Here is a 14,811-nt window from a genome sequence, read left to right on the forward strand (position 1 = left end):
GGTTGCGGGGGCGTGAGCCGCATGGGCCCGAGGCATGCCTCGGGCGGGTTGGGCAGGATGCCCAACCCCGGTCTTGCCGTGTGCGCAGGACTGCGCACACGAGCAAGCGGCGACCGAGCTTACATGGGTGAGGGCGCTTTGCTTGCGAAGCACGGCTTCGCAAGCGCCCGAACGCACAGCCGCCAGCGGCTGGGCCGGGCCCCGGAGGGGGACTTGCAGCGGCCCCCGCAACCGGACCCACCCCGCCAACCCTCAGGAAACCCGCTTCCGCTGTTGCTTCGGCCGTTGCCGTTGCTTGCGCGTCTGCGGGTGCAGGGCGCAGCCCTGCCGACCAACCCTATACTTGCCGGCGTGAGTGAATTCCCTGCCCTCGTTCCGCTGGATGCGCCGCTGCTGGTGGGCTACAGCGGTGGTGTCGACTCCACCGTGCTGCTGCATTGGCTGTGGTGCTGCGCGCAAGCTTCCGGCACGGCGCTGCGCGCGGTGCACGTGCACCACGGGCTGCAGCCCGATGCAGATGACTGGGTGCTGCACTGCCAGCAGCAATGCGATGCCAGGGGCATCGAACTGGCCGTGCACCGCGTGCAGGTCGAGAACGGCACAGGCCTGGGCACCGAGGGTGCCGCGCGACTGGCACGACGCGCCGCGTTCGCGGCCGAACTGCGCGACGGCGAAACCCTGGCGCTCGCACAGCACCAGGACGACCAGGCCGAGACTTTCCTGTTGCGCGCCCTGCGCGCTTCCGGCGTCGATGGCCTGGCGGCGATGTCCACGCACAGCCGCCTTGGCGAAAAGCCTCTATGGCGACCGCTGCTGGCAGTGCCACGCAGTGCACTCCTCGACTACGCCCGCCAGCATGCACTGCACTGGATCGAAGACCCCAGCAACGCCGACGACCACGCCGATCGCAACTTCCTGCGCCTGCAGGTACTGCCACTGTTGCGCCAGCGCTGGCCGCATGCCGCTGCGGCGATGGCGGGCAGCGCAACGCACTGCGGGCAGACCCGCGAACTGCTTGACGAGGAAGACGCCGAGCTGATCGCACACCTGGAAGTCGCTCCACGCGTGCTGTCGCTGCAGCTGCTTCGCCAGGTCTCAACGGGCCGTGCCGCACGCGTGCTGCGTGCCTGGGTGGCCGGCCACGACGCGGCACCGCTGCCGGCCACCGTGCTGCAGCAGGCGCTGGACGAGCTGCTGCCGGCCGACAACGATCGCCAGGCGCGGGTGCGCTGGCACGATCACGCGATCCAACAGTGGCGCGACCACGCCTACCTGCTGCCGGCCCGGCTGCCTGCGCTTCCCCACGAGTGGCAGGCCGAATGGGATGGACGCGCACCGCTGGCACTGCCCGATGGCGGACAGCTGCGCCTGCAGGGCACCCCGGCCTTCGATCGACCGCTGCAGGTCCGTGCACGCGTGGGCGGTGAGCGCATTCTGCTGCCCGGTCGCCAGCATTCGCACGCATTGAAGGAGTGCCTGCAACGCGAACACCTCGCCCCCTGGCGGCGCGCGCAGCTGCCGCTGATCTTTGATGGCCCGCAGTTGCTGGCCGCCGCCGACGTGGTCGTCGCCGCACCGCTGCAGGCCTGGCTGCAGGCGCATGGCGCACAGTTGCAATGGCGCCCGGGCGGCTGGTGAATTGACCCCCGCGCGCGGCCCGTCCACACTTGCCGCATGGCCAAGAAGTCCCCCGAAAACGCCTCCCCGGTCGCCCAGTTCGAGCAGTCGCTCGAATCGCTGGAGCAGCTGGTGGAGCAGATGGAAACCGGCGAGCTGAGCCTGGAAGCTTCGCTCAGTGCTTACGAACGTGGCGTCGGTCTGTATCGCCAGTGCCAGCAGGCGCTGGAGCAGGCCGAGCTGCGCGTGCGCCTGCTCAGCGATCCGGCGCAGCCGGAAGCATCCGAGCCTTTCGATCCGCCCAGCCATGACGGCTGAGGTTCTGTTCGCGCGCTGGCGCGACCGTATCGAAAGCCAGCTCGACGCCGCGCTGCCCTCGCCTGCCGAAGCACCGCAGCGCCTGCACCAGGCCATGCGCTATTCGGTGCTGGGCGGTGGCAAACGCATGCGCCCGCTGCTGGTCTACGCCAGTGGCCACCTGTTCGGTGCGCAGCCGGAAAGCCTGGATGCGGCCGCCATGTCCGTCGAACTCATCCACGCCTACTCGCTGGTGCATGACGACCTGCCGGCAATGGATGACGACGCGCTGCGTCGCGGCAAGCCGACCACCCACATCGCCTTCGACGAAGCCACCGCGATTCTGGCAGGCGATGCACTGCAGACGCGTGCCTTCGGTCTGCTGGCCGATGCACCGCTGCCTGCCACGCTGCGCGTGGCCTGCCTGCAGACCCTGGCCCACGCGTCCGGCGCCGCTGGCATGTGTGGTGGCCAGGCGCTGGATATCGATGCCACCGGCCAGCAGCAGACGCTGGCGGCATTGACCCGCATGCATGCCCTGAAGACCGGCGCGCTGATCCGTGCGGCGGTGCGCATGGGCGCGCTGTGCGGCCAGGCCCACGAACCTCAGCTGGCCCAGCTGGACAGCTTCGCCGACGCACTCGGCCTGGCCTTCCAGGTACGCGACGACATCCTCGATGTCGAGGCCAGTTCCGAGCAACTGGGCAAGACCGCCGGCAAGGACCAGGCGCAGGACAAGAGCACCTTCCCCGCCCTGCTTGGCATGGACGGTGCGAAGGCCCAGCTGCACGAACTCGCCGCACGCATGCAGTCGATCCTGGCCGGCCATGGCGAGGAAGCCGATGCGTTGCGCGCGCTGGCGACGCTGGCGGTCGAACGCGATCATTGAGTGCTGCGCGCTCGCCGGGTACCGCCCGTCACTCTCCGCACATGAAAACGCCCGGCAATGCCGGGCGTTTTCAGTTCCGCATGTGGCCGATCTTACTTGACCAGGCGCAGCGCGAACGGGTAGCGGTAGGCTTCGCCGTTGTTCGCCTTGACCGCGGCGATGATGCTGAACACCAGGCTGATGATGCCCACGATCGGGGCCAGGAACACGCCGATGATCACGATGGTCAGGATCATGCTGATGACCATGGCGATGGTCACGGTGATCTGGAAGTTCAGGGCTTCCTTGGCCTGGTCGGTCACGAAGGCCTTGCCCGCGTCATCCTTGTTGATCAGCCAGATGATCAGCGCGCCGATGAAGCCGGTGAAGATGCCCAGCAGGTGCGCGGCCAGGGCCATGGTGCGCTGGTCGGCCGGCACGTCGGTGGTGGCCGGCGGCGGCGGGACGTTATCGAATTCGCTCACGACAAAACTCCTTTTCATTGGGTGGTCTTGACCCACCAGCACCAAGCTGGTTGCGTCAGGCGGGCATAGCTTACGCCATCGACGCCATCAATCATTACCGGCGATGGTCATCCGCCCCAGCAGGATCGAACCGGTCCGGATGTGCGAGCGCGGGTCGACGTCACTGCCGACCGCTTCGATGCTGCTGAACATCTCGCGCAGGTTGCCGGCGATGGTGATGCCATCCACCGGGTACTGGATCTCACCATTCTCGACGCGGAAGCCGCCGGCACCGCGCGAGTAGTCGCCGGTCACCCCGTTCACGCCCTGCCCCATCAATTCGGTCACCAGCAGGCCATCGCCCATCTGCCGGGCGATGTCCTGCAGGGAGCCCGCGTTGGCGGCCAGCTGCAGGTTGTGCACGCCACCGGCATTGGCGGTGGTCTGCAGCCCCAGCTTGCGTGCCGAGTAGCTGCCCAGCACATAGCGCTGCAGCACGCCGTCACGGACCAGGGCCGAAGCACGCGTGGCCACGCCGTCACCGTCGAAGGCGGCCGAGCGCAGGCCACGGCGCAGGTGGGGCAGTTCCTCGATCTGCATCCAGTCCGGGAACAGCTGCTGGCCAACGCTGTCCAGCAGGAAGCTGGCTTGGCGGTACAGCGCTCCGCCGGACACCGCCGACAGCAGGTGGCCAACCAGGCTGCGCGCTACTTCCGGGGCGAACAGCACCGGCATGGTGCCGGTGGCCATCGAGCGAGGCTGCAGGCGGGCGACGGTGCGCTCGGCAGCACGACGGCCGACCAGGCCCACGTCTTCCAGGTCCTCCCGGGCCAACGCGCTGGTGTACCAGCCATCGCGCTGCATGCCATCGCCCTGGCCGGCGATCAGCGCACAGCCCACCGAATGATGGGTGCCACGCTCACGGCCGAAAAAGCCATGCGAATTGGCGTACACCGACAGGCTCTGCATGCTCGAAACCGAGGCGCCGTCGGAATTACGGATCTGCGCATCGGCCTCACGGCCTGCGTTCTCGCAGGCCAGGGCCAGGTCCACCGCCTCGTCGGCCTGCAGCGCCCAGGGGTGCCAGGCATCCAGATCCGGGAAATCGGTGGCCATCAGTGCGGCCTCGGCCAGGCCAGCAGCCGGGTCATCTTCGGTGTGCCGGGCGATCGCACAGGCCTGCTCGACCGTGGCGGCAAGGCTGGCCTCGTTCAGGTCGCCGGTGCTGGCGCTGCCCTTGCGTTGGCCGAAATAGACGGTGACGGCGATACCGCGGTCACGGGTGGACTGCACGGTCTCCACCTCGCCAAGGCGGACATTGACCTCCAGGCCACGATCCTCGCTGCAGCTGACCTCGGCCTGGCTGGCGCCCAGCGCACGGGCGCGGTCGAGCAGCTGCTGGGAGAGGTCGGCCAGCCGTTCCAGCCGGGCCAGGCTGTCGTCGCCGACAGCGACTTCAGGGGCGATCACGTTCAATGCTTTATCCTGTACGGGTTGGGCCCGGCATCACGCCGGGCGACTTTTTTTGAGATCAGGTAGGAACGATGCGCGGACGCGACGAAGAAACCGGTGAATTCCACGACAAGAGCCGCAGCCAGAACCGGCGCGACGCGCTCGACGTCCTGGCCCTGGGCGAGAAGCTGGTGTCGTTGACCCCGGCCCAGCTGGCACGCCTGCCGATCCCGGAAGACCTGCTGCCGCATATCGCCGAGTGCAAGCGCATCACCGCCCACATCGCCCACAAGCGCCAGCTGGCGTTTCTGGCCAAGCACATGCGCCGCGAAGAAGACGCCACGCTGGATGCGATCCGCGATGCGCTGGACGCCAACAGCGAAACCGGCCGCCGCGAAGTGGCGATGATGCACCGCGCGGAAGACTGGCGCGAGCGCCTGCTGGCCGAGGGTGACAAGGCGCTGGCTGCACTGCTGGACGACTACCCGCAGGCCGACCGCCAGCAGCTGCGCACGCTGGTACGCAATGCGCAGGCCGAGAAGGCCAAGAACAAGCCGCCGCGCGCCTACCGCGAAATCTTCCAGGTGCTGCGCGCGCTGATGCTGCCGGCCGCACTGGGCCTGAAGGCCAGCGCCGAAGACGCCGACCCCGTCGACAGCGACGAAGCCGACGAGGACTGAGTCCGCGCCGGCCTGGGCGGTGGCGCTGGCCATCGCCCGGCTCAGGCCTGGGTACCGCCGACCGTGATGCCCTCGATCAGCAGCGAGGGCTGGCCGACACCCACGGGCACGCTCTGCCCGTCCTTGCCACAGATGCCCACGCCCTCGTCCAGGGCCAGATCGTTGCCGACCATGCGCACCTTCTGCATGGTTTCCGGACCGTTGCCGATCAGCGTCGCACCCTTCACCGGCGTGGTGATGCGGCCATCCTCGATCAGGTAGGCCTCAGTGGCCGAGAACACGTACTTGCCGCTGGTGATGTCGACCTGACCGCCACCGAAGTTGACTGCGTACAGGCCCTTCTTCACCGAACGGATCATTTCCTGTGGGTCGTGCTGGCCGGCGCGCATGTAGGTGTTGGTCATGCGCGGCATGGTCAGGTGCGCGAATGATTCACGGCGGCCGTTGCCGGTCGGCGCCATGCCCATCAGCCGTGCGTTGAGACTGTCCTGCATGTATCCCACCAGGATGCCGTCCTCGATCAAGGTGGTGCACTGGCTCGGGTGGCCCTCATCGTCGATGTTCAACGAACCACGACGTCCGTCCAGCGTGCCGTCATCGACGATGGTCACGCCCGGGGCGGCAACGCGCTCGCCGATGCGGCCCGCGTAGACGCTGGTGCCCTTGCGGTTGAAGTCGCCTTCCAGGCCATGGCCGACCGCTTCGTGCAGCAGCACGCCGGGCCAGCCCGGGCCCAGTACCACCGGCATCACCCCGGCCGGTGCCGGAACGGCGTCCAGGTTCACCAGCGCCTGGCGCAGCGCCTCGCGGGCAAAGGCCTCGGGGCGGCCGTCGGCGAACAGCTCCTCATACCCGTAGCGGCCACCACCGCCGGCATAGCCGGACTCGCGGCGGCCGTTGTGCTCGACGATCACCTGCACGTTCAGGCGCACCAGCGGGCGCACGTCAGCGCCCAGCACACCGTCGCTGCGGGCGATAAGTACCGTATCGACGCCGCCGGACAGGCTCACCATCACCTGCTTCACGCGCGGGTCGGCGGCGCGCAGGTAGCCATCCAGGCGCTTGAGCACCTCGACCTTGGCCTCGTTGCCGATGCCATCGATCGGGTCCAGCGCCGGGTACAGCGCGCGCGCGTTGCCGCGCAGCAGCGACCGCCCGGACTGGGCGCCACCTTCACGCGAGATCGCACGCGCCGACTGCGCCGCCGTCAGCAGTGCATCAGCATGGATGTCGTCGGAGTAGGCGAAGCCGGTCTTCTCGCCGGAAATCGCCCGCACGCCCACGCCCTGCTCGATGGAATGGGCGCCGTCCTTGACGATGCCGTCTTCCACGCTCCAGCTCTCGCGGCGGGCATGCTGGAAATAAAGGTCGCCGAAGTCCACACCGGGGCCGAGCAGCTGGCCGAAGGTGCGCTCCAGGCCAGCGGTATCCAGGCCGCCGGGGCGCAGCAGGCGGTCTTGGGCAAGCGTCAGGGCGATATCAGTCATGGTTCTCGATCTGGGGATGCGGGGGCGCTCAGGCAAGCCCCGTGAACAGGAAAGCCGCGCTCAACGCGAGCGCGGCAGGCCGGTGACGGTCGGCGGAATCGCCGGCGCCGGTGCCGGTACGGGTGGCGGAGCCTTGTCGCGGCTGCGCTCGATCACTTCCACCTTCGGTTCCTTCCATGGACCGGTCACCTTGTAGGTACGGGCGCCAATCTCGCCCAATGGCTTGGACAATACCGCATTGGTGGCCGCGCCCAGCGCCGCCCCCACCGGGCCACCGGCGACCGCACCCACCACGGTCAGCAGATTGCCTGCACGCGGGTTGACGTCGATGGTCTGGTCAAACTGCTGGTTGCGCAGGTCGGCCTGGCCGCGGATGGTGATGTTGGCTGCCGGGCCTTCGATCAGCACTTTGTCGGTGCGTGCCATGCCCTGGCCGAACTGCATGCTGCCGTCGATCTGGTTGAACGCGAAGCCCTTGGAGAAGAAGTCGCGGAAGTCGAACATCAGGCGCCGCGGCAGCTGGGTGACACTGAGCAGGCCCAGCACCCGGCCGGCGCCCGGTTCCAGCTCCAGCAGCTGGCCGTTGCGCGCGTGCAGGTCCAGGCGGCCCTGCAGGTTGCCCAGCTGGAAGTCCGACGGCCCCCCACTCCACGTGGCCTGCAGCTGCGCCTGGCCGGAACCGCCACGCAGCTGGCCGCCGTAGTCGAGGTTCTGCATCAGTCCGCCCAGGTCCTCGCTGCGCACCTGTGCGGTCAGCTCGGTGCGGGCACCACCGGTGCGGCCCAGCCAGCGACCGCTGATGTCGATCTCCTGGTCGGGCGCACGGAAGCGCAGCTCGTCCACGTTCAGGCCATTGGCCAGCGGCCGCGTACGCAGTACCGCCTGACCCAGCACCACCTTGCCGAACTTCAGGTCGGCGATGTCCAGCGCGAACGGCGGCAGCTTGGCCGGGTCCATGTCGTTGGCGCCGGCCTGTACCCGTGCCGGTGCGGCCGATGCACCCGGAGCCGCCGGCAGGGATTGCCAGTGCACGCGGTCGAGCTGGCCACTGATGGTGCCGCCGTCTGCATTGGGGACGGTCAGGCGCCCGGCCAGCGACGGGCCGTCCAGGCGCACATCCAGTGCCTGCGCGCCCGGGCGCAGCTGCAACCGGGTCTGCTCGAACACGCCACCGATCAGCTTCAACTGGCCGACCTGCACGTCCACCGCACGCAGCGGCATGGCGTCGTCATCACTGCCACCCCGCGCCAGACTGATCCACTCCAGAGCGTCCAGGGTCGGACTGCGGCCATTGACGGTCAATCCGCTCGGCGGCGGCTCGCGGTCGACATGGTCGCTGCCCAGCGTCACCTGCACACCGGTCTGGTTGTTGTGGCTGCGTGCGGCCAGCGCCAGGCGCTGGCCGAACGCAACGTCGATGCGGCCGGCCCCCATCGGCAGCTGTGCAGCCACGGTGGTCGCCAACGGCTCGGCAGCCGGTTTGTCCAGCGGCGCCGGCAGGTCCAGCCGGGTCCCGACCAGATCGGAGCTCAACCGCAGCTCGCTGGGCGGCGCAGGCGCCCCTGGAGCGACCTTGGGCAGGCTGACCGCGATGGTCCACGGCGAGGTTCCGGTGATGTAGGGCTTGAGCCAGGCCATCTCCGGCGCGCGGTCGATCAGCACGCCAGCATCCAGCGTGGCCGACAGCTGCGATTCGAAGGCCAGTCTGCTGTCGTGCACGTAGCCACCGGCACGCAGGCTCAGGCGACCGTCCTGGCCAAGGTGGCGCACCGACAGTGCCTCGGCATCGAAACCGCCATTGCTGTAGCGCGCCTGCCCCTGCATGTTGTCGAAGGCGAGCTGGAAGCGCTTGTCGACCAGCTTCACGCCGGCCAGATCAACCGTCCCCTGCAGGTGGCCGCCACCTTCATCGTGGTGCAGTGGCTGCAGCAGATCGAAGGTCACATGCGCCGGGCCGGCAGCAGTGAGGTTGTCCAGGGTGTCGCCATAATCCTTGTGCAGCGGGCTCTGCCGCAGCATCGCCAGCAGCTTGCCCGCCTCGCTCTGCGCATCGGCGCGCACATACAGCGGCTGCTGCCCGAAATCCGGAATGCCCGCCTCGAACTTCTGCACCGCCACACCGGCCAGATCGCCGCGCCCATGCATGTCGAAGCCGGGGCCGATGAAGGCGATATCGGCGTCGACCTGGCTCATCAACGGCCAATCGTGCTGGAAACGGATGTCACCGTTGGTGATATGGCCGGTGGCCTCGAAGCGGCCATCGTTGTTGTCGAACGGCCAGTCGTCCAGGTCGCCACTGACCAGGCCGATGCCATTGCGCACCTGGCCGCCGGCCAGCGCCATGTCCAGCCAGTCGGTGGCGCCCTTGCTCATCTTGGAGTGGATCCAGAAGCGCTTGGCCGCAGTCATCGGCACGTCGTCCAGCTTGGCCGCCAGCTGCAGCCACGGCCGCGTACCGTCCCCCTGGAACCAGACCCCGCCGCGCACGTCGGCCGCATAGTCGGTGCCTTCCACGCGCATCGCCGCAGTACCGATACGCCAACCACCGCCCTCATCGCGCCAGCCCACCACCTGTCCCGCCAGATGCAGGTCATGACGCACACCAAAGCCGGTCGGCCAATCGAACTGCAGCTGCCGTTGCGGCTGCAACTGCAGGCTGAAGCCATCCGCGTCGCCTTCGAAGCGCCCGCCCAGGCCGCGCAGGCCGGGCGAATTGCCCACGCTGGCGAAGCCCAGCGACTGCAGTTCGCCCTGCGCCCACAGCGGGCCATCGCGATCGCCCGCCAGCTGCAACTCGCGCACCTCCAGCTGCGGCCTGGACAGGAACAGCCAGCGACGCAGGCCCGGTTCGAGACGATCGCTCAGGGCCAGCGCACGCAGCGCGGTGCCGGCCTGCACTTCGCCAGAACGGACCCGCAGCTGCTTGCCAAGCTGCAGCTGCAGGCCATCGAGCTGCTGCTCGCCCTCTTCGGTTTTCAGGCGCAGGCGCGGCACCTGCAACGCCCAGCCATCAGCCTGGCGCTGCCAGCGCAGGCGTGCCTGCAACCGCTGCAGCTGCAGCTGCGGAGCCGCCATCGAGGGCATCGGTGCGCCATCGATGCGGACATCACGCAGGTCCGAATCGGTGGTCACCGCCACCGGCGCGAAATCGCGCAGGGTCAGCCACAGGTTGAGTTCGCCCTTGCCTTCGCGCAGGCGCACACCGCCGGCCGCCAGCAGCGGCGACCAAGCATGGAAATCGACCGGATCGGCGCCCAGCCAGGCCTGGCCATTGCCGCGCACGCGGTCCACGTCCAGCACCGCCGTCAACGGCAGCGCTTCGGTCTGGGCCCAGGCACGCACGCCTACACGCAGGCGGTCGCCATTGACCCGCAGGCGCACGTCGATGCGTGGCAGCGTGGTGTCGATTCCCAGCCCCGGCGCATGCACGCCCAGGCGGCCTCCGATCACCTGCAGCTCGCCCAGCCGGCGCAGCGCATCCAGCGGGTCCCCGCCATTGGCGGCCTGCGGCAGGCCGCGTACCGACCAGCGACCGTCCTCGCCCTGCTGCAGGTCGAGCGCCAGGCCACGCAGGCGCAGCTCGGTCAGCGACCGGCCAGGCAACAGGCCGCTGTACATCGATACCAGCACTTCGGCCTCGCCGATCGCCAGGCCCTGGCCGGCGCCGATGCGCAGGCCCTTGAGCTGCAGCAGCGGACCACGCCGGGTCCAGGCGGTCTGCAGCTGGTCGAAACGCACCGGCTGGCCAGCACGCTCGCTCAGCCAGGCGGCAATCCTGTCGGGATGGCGCTCGGCCAGCGGCAGCAGCTGGCTGAGGGTGCCCACCAGCAGTGCAAGCCCGACCAGGCCCACCGCGCAGGCGGCAATGAAATGACGGCGGATCCTTCGCAGTCGCAGGCGCGGCGGCGCGCTCATCGGCCACCGCCGGCCTGCGGCCGGCGAGGATCAGAGCAGAACGACATCGAATTGCTCCTGCAGGTACTGCTCGTCCGCCTGGAAGCGGATGCTCTTGCCGAGGAATTCCTCCAGCTCGGCTACCGCCGCGGATTCCTCGTCGGTGATGCGCGCGACCACCTTGGTCGACGCGATCACCAGCAGGCGCGCGGCATCGAACTGGCGCACGGCACGGGTGATCTCGCGGAAGATCTCGTAGGTCACCGTCTCGGTGGTCTTGATGCTGCCGCGGCCGCTGCACTGCGGGCAGGTTTCCGACAGCTGGCGCTCCAGGCTTTCCACCGTGCGCTTGCGGGTCATCTCCACCAGGCCCAGTGGCGAGAAGTCGTACACCGTGGTCTTGGCATGGTCGCGGGCCAACGCCTTTTCCAGGGTGCGCAGCACCTGGCGGCGATGCTCGGCATCGTCCATGTCGATGAAATCGATGATGATGATGCCGCCCAGGTTGCGCAGCCGCAGCTGCCGTGCCACCGCCTGTGCCGCTTCCAGGTTGGTGCGGAACACCGTCTCTTCCAGGTTGCGCTGGCCGAGGAACGAACCGGTGTTGACGTCGATGGTGGTCATCGCCTCGGTCTGGTCGATCACCAGGTAGCCACCGGATTTCAGCGGCACCTGCTTGTCCAGCGCGCGGCCGATCTCGTCCTCCACCCCGAACATGTCGAAGATCGGGCGATCACCGCTGTACAGCTCGATCTTCTCGGCCAGCACCGGCATGTACTTGGCAACAAAGGCCTGCAACTGCGCGAAGGTCTCCTTGGAGTCCACCTTCACCTTGTCAACGTCCTTGCGGATCAGGTCGCGTACCGATCGCAGCGGCAGGCTCAGGTCTTCATAGATGTTGCTGCACGAGGCCGCTTCGCGGCCACGACGCTCGACCACGTTCCAAACGCGCGACAGGTAGGCGATGTCCTCGGCGATGGCCTCTGCCGGCTGGCCCTCGGCATTGGTACGCACGATGTAGCCGTAGCCCCCGTGCTGCGCCGACAGTTCGGTCACCAGCGCCTTCAGGCGGGCGCGCTCGGTTTCATCCTCGATGCGTGCGGAAACGCCCACCACCTTGGATTGCGGCAGCAGCACCATGTAGCGCGAGGGAATGCTGATCTGGGTGGTCAGGCGTGCGCCCTTGGTCCCGATCGGGTCCTTCACCACCTGCACCACGATGTCCTGGCCGTCGCGCAGCAGCTCGACGATCGGCACGCTGGATGGCGGCGGCAGCGTGGTGTTCTCGGTATCGGCACTGGCCACCGGCGCCGGCCGCACCACGTCGTTGGCATGCAGGAACGCGGCACGCTCCAACCCGACTTCGACGAAGGCCGCCTGCATGCCGGGCATCACCCGCTGCACCTTGCCCTTGTAGATGTTGCCGACCACACCCCGGCGCCAACCGCGCTCGATGTGCAGTTCCTGCAGCATGCCGTTCTCGATCACCGCGACCCGGGTTTCGCGCGGGGTCACATTGACCAGGATTTCCTCAGACATCGGCAGCCTCCCTGGCGGCATCGGCAGTTGTGGCCGGCACGCCGCAGCGCGCCAGCAGACGATCGGTATGCAGCAATGGCAGCCCCATGACGCCGGAGTAGCTGCCGGAAAGATGTTCGATCCAGCGCTCGGCCCCGCCCTGGATGGCGTAGGCCCCGGCCTTGTCCAACGGCTCGCCGGTGGCCACGTAGGCGGCGATGTCGGCAGCGTCGATCGGGGCGAAGGTCACTTCGGAAATGACCAGTTCGCTGTCCAGCCCGTCCGCGCCGACCACCACCACGGCGGTCATCACCTGATGGGTACGCCCGGCAAGGCGCGCCAGCATCGCCCGCGCATCGGCGGCGTCAGTGGGCTTTCCGAACACGTCGCCATCCAGCACCACCTCGGTGTCCGAGCCGAGCACGCGCGCCTGCGGGTCATCGGCCAGCACCCGGGCCAACCCGGCGCGCGCCTTGTCGGCGGCGACCCGGCAGACATACTGTTCGGCGCTTTCAGCGGGCGCGCGCTGCTCGACGACCTCCAGGTCCAGGGCCTGGAAGGGGCGTCCGAGTCGGGCCAGCAGCTGGTTGCGTCGGGGGGAGCGGGAAGCAAGATAGAGCATCGGCACAGCATAACCTGAGGCCGCCACCTGAATCGTCGGCAACCCGTCCCGGAACGTGCGCAACCCCGAACGGGCTCACAGCGCGTTCATCGCTACGACACCACCCTCAACGGCACAACAAGGAGTTCTCCATGCGCCTGACCGCCACCCCGCTGCTGCTCGCCCTGTCCCTCGCCCTTGGAACCTCGATGACCGCCCATGCTGCCCCGTCGTCGCCGTCGATCGCCGCCCCGGCCGAAGGCACCCTGCTGAACATCTCGGCCAATGCCGAGGCGACCCGCGTGCCGGACGTGGCCACCCTGTCGGCCGGTGTGGTCACCCAGGCCGCCGATGGCAACAGCGCCATGCGCCAGAACGCCCAGCAGATGGACAAGGTACTGGCCGCGATCAAGGCCGCCGGCATCGCCGAGCGCGACGTGCAGACCAGTGGCGTCAGCCTCAATCCGCAGTACCGCTATGCCGACAACGAAGCACCGAAGATCACCGGCTACCAAGCCAGCAACACGGTCAGCCTGAAGGTGCGCGACATCGCCAAGCTGGGCAAGGTGCTGGACGCACTGGCTGCGCAGGGCGCCAACCAGATCAACGGCCCCAGCTTCGAGATCGACCAGCCGGAACCGGTTTATGACGAAGCCCGCCTGGCTGCACTGAAGAAGGCCCAGGCCCGCGCCCAGACCTATGCGAAGTCGCTGGGCCTGCAGGTGCGCCGCATCGTCAGCATTTCCGAGAACGCTGGCGGCGGCTACCGCCCGATGCCGATGATGCGAGCCATGTCGGCCGGCGCGGCGATGGACAAGGCCACCCCGGTCGCACCGGGTGAATCGACCGTCTCGGTCAACCTGGACGTGGTGTTCGAACTGGGTCGCTGATCCCGTTCGCCATTGCCGACAAAGGCGGATCCCGCAGGGGGTCCGCCTTTTTCATGCCCGCAGCCGGCGTTGGCTGAAGGCCAGCCCAACGATCGCCCCCCTGCCTCTAGGCAGTGGCCGCCCTGTCGCGCTACTGATGGACTGCCAGCCGCGTGCGGCAACCCCGCCACGGGCCCTGGTGCGTTGAGGACTTCGTCACTGGCATGGAGGTGGACCATGGTTCGTACGTATCCCGTTGCATCCCCGCATTTCGACCCCGCCCGCGTTGCCGCCTGGAGCGCGGCCATCGCCCTGCATCTGCTGGCCTTCCTGTTGCTGCTGATCCCGGCGACCTACCAGGCCGTGCAGGTCCCACGTGACAAGACTGCGGTCAGGCTGATCGAGAAGATCCCGCCACCGCCCACGCCGCCGGTTCCGATCCCGCCGAGAGAGATCGTCCAGGTGGTGCCGAAACCCCGGACGCAGCCGGTAGCACCGCCACTGCCTGCACCCACCGCGACCGTGGAGGAGACCCAGGGCATCGCACTGCCGGCCGCCGAACCGGCCCCGCCCCAGCTGGCACCGAGCATCGATACCTCCACGCCTCTGGCCGGCGCCCAGCTGCAGTACCGCAGCGCCCCGCCGCCGGCCTACCCGCTGGCTGCACTGCGCAACCGCGAGCAGGGGACGGTGCTGTTGCGGGTAGAGGTGGACTCCCACGGGCAGCCGGCGGTGGTCAGCATCGAGCGCAGCAGTGGCTCGCGCAGCCTGGACCAGGCCGCACGCCAGCAGGTGCTCAGGCACTGGCGCTTCGAGCCGGCCCAGCGTGATGGCGTGGCCGTGCCGGCCATCGGCATGGTGCCGGTGCAGTTTTCGCTGCCGGACTGAGGTGATCGCCGGCCCGGCTGCTTGCCGGGCCGGCGCTTCCGTCCGGGCGGGTACGGACGGAACAGGATCAACTGTTATTGATTAAGCAAAAATTCACGACTTCGTCACCTGTCGGAAACCTAGATTGGTCCGTCCCGGAATCTTCCGGAGACAGCCCTCAACGCTACGGTTTTCCA

At 68.4% G+C, this 14,811-nt stretch carries 12 protein-coding genes; 6 read left to right on the plus strand and 6 right to left on the minus strand.

Annotated elements, in window-relative coordinates:
• The first annotated feature begins 339 nt into the window (after window positions 1–339).
• The 3 genes from tilS to ACZK33_RS16740 are packed head-to-tail and all read left to right on the plus strand — an operon-like array spanning window position 340 to window position 2,803.
• Window positions 340–1,638 carry a tRNA lysidine(34) synthetase TilS gene (gene tilS / locus ACZK33_RS16730; RefSeq protein ID WP_478455099.1) on the plus strand — a complete coding sequence of 433 codons (1,299 nt, stop codon included), beginning with the start codon at window positions 340–342 and terminating at the stop codon, window positions 1,636–1,638.
• Window positions 1,639–1,674: 36 nt separating this feature from the next.
• Window positions 1,675–1,935: an exodeoxyribonuclease VII small subunit gene (locus tag ACZK33_RS16735; RefSeq protein WP_005410522.1), complete on the plus strand. Its 261-nt coding sequence runs from the start codon at window positions 1,675–1,677 to the stop codon at window positions 1,933–1,935.
• On the plus strand, window positions 1,925–2,803 hold the full coding sequence (locus tag ACZK33_RS16740) for a polyprenyl synthetase family protein (RefSeq protein WP_423175092.1): 879 nt from the start codon (window positions 1,925–1,927) through the stop codon (window positions 2,801–2,803). The genes ACZK33_RS16735 and ACZK33_RS16740 overlap by 11 nt, the downstream gene beginning before the upstream one ends.
• A 92-nt stretch (window positions 2,804–2,895) precedes the next feature.
• On the opposite strand, the gene ACZK33_RS16745 is transcribed toward ACZK33_RS16740, so the two are convergent.
• Window positions 2,896–3,267 carry a DUF4870 domain-containing protein gene (locus ACZK33_RS16745; RefSeq protein ID WP_423175091.1) on the minus strand — a complete coding sequence of 124 codons (372 nt, stop codon included), beginning with the start codon at window positions 3,265–3,267 and terminating at the stop codon, window positions 2,896–2,898.
• Between the two features lie 87 nt (window positions 3,268–3,354).
• On the minus strand, window positions 3,355–4,722 hold the full coding sequence (pmbA, locus tag ACZK33_RS16750; protein WP_121504581.1) for a metalloprotease PmbA: 1,368 nt from the start codon (window positions 4,720–4,722) through the stop codon (window positions 3,355–3,357).
• Window positions 4,723–4,790: 68 nt separating this feature from the next.
• Here pmbA and yjgA point away from each other — a divergent pair, with 68 nt between their 5' ends.
• Window positions 4,791–5,378 carry a ribosome biogenesis factor YjgA gene (gene yjgA / locus ACZK33_RS16755; RefSeq protein WP_369353856.1) on the plus strand — a complete coding sequence of 196 codons (588 nt, stop codon included), beginning with the start codon at window positions 4,791–4,793 and terminating at the stop codon, window positions 5,376–5,378.
• A 41-nt stretch (window positions 5,379–5,419) separates the two neighbouring features.
• Here yjgA and tldD read toward each other — a convergent pair whose 3' ends face one another.
• The 4 genes from tldD to ACZK33_RS16775 are packed head-to-tail and all read right to left on the minus strand — an operon-like array spanning window position 5,420 to window position 12,899.
• Entirely contained in the window at window positions 5,420–6,865 is a 1,446-nt protein-coding gene (tldD, locus tag ACZK33_RS16760; RefSeq protein ID WP_049398683.1) for a metalloprotease TldD, read from the minus strand.
• Between the two features lie 60 nt (window positions 6,866–6,925).
• Window positions 6,926–10,780, minus strand: coding sequence for a YhdP family protein (locus ACZK33_RS16765; protein WP_423175090.1), 3,855 nt, complete (start codon window positions 10,778–10,780; stop codon window positions 6,926–6,928).
• Between the two features lie 30 nt (window positions 10,781–10,810).
• Window positions 10,811–12,298, minus strand: a complete 1,488-nt coding sequence (rng, locus tag ACZK33_RS16770) for a ribonuclease G (RefSeq protein ID WP_010482960.1) — start codon at window positions 12,296–12,298, stop codon at window positions 10,811–10,813.
• Window positions 12,291–12,899, minus strand: a complete 609-nt coding sequence (locus tag ACZK33_RS16775; RefSeq protein WP_032128990.1) for a Maf family nucleotide pyrophosphatase — start codon at window positions 12,897–12,899, stop codon at window positions 12,291–12,293. Before ACZK33_RS16775 ends, rng begins: the two co-directional genes overlap by 8 nt.
• Before the next feature lie 131 nt (window positions 12,900–13,030).
• Between ACZK33_RS16775 and ACZK33_RS16780 the strand changes: the two genes are divergently transcribed.
• On the plus strand, window positions 13,031–13,768 hold the full coding sequence (locus ACZK33_RS16780; RefSeq protein WP_006382138.1) for an SIMPL domain-containing protein: 738 nt from the start codon (window positions 13,031–13,033) through the stop codon (window positions 13,766–13,768).
• Window positions 13,769–13,984: 216 nt separating this feature from the next.
• Window positions 13,985–14,635, plus strand: coding sequence for an energy transducer TonB (locus ACZK33_RS16785; protein ID WP_285303054.1), 651 nt, complete (start codon window positions 13,985–13,987; stop codon window positions 14,633–14,635).
• Window positions 14,636–14,811 lie beyond the last annotated feature (176 nt).

The sequence above is a fragment of the Stenotrophomonas sp. 86156_Sma genome (genome assembly GCF_056481625.1).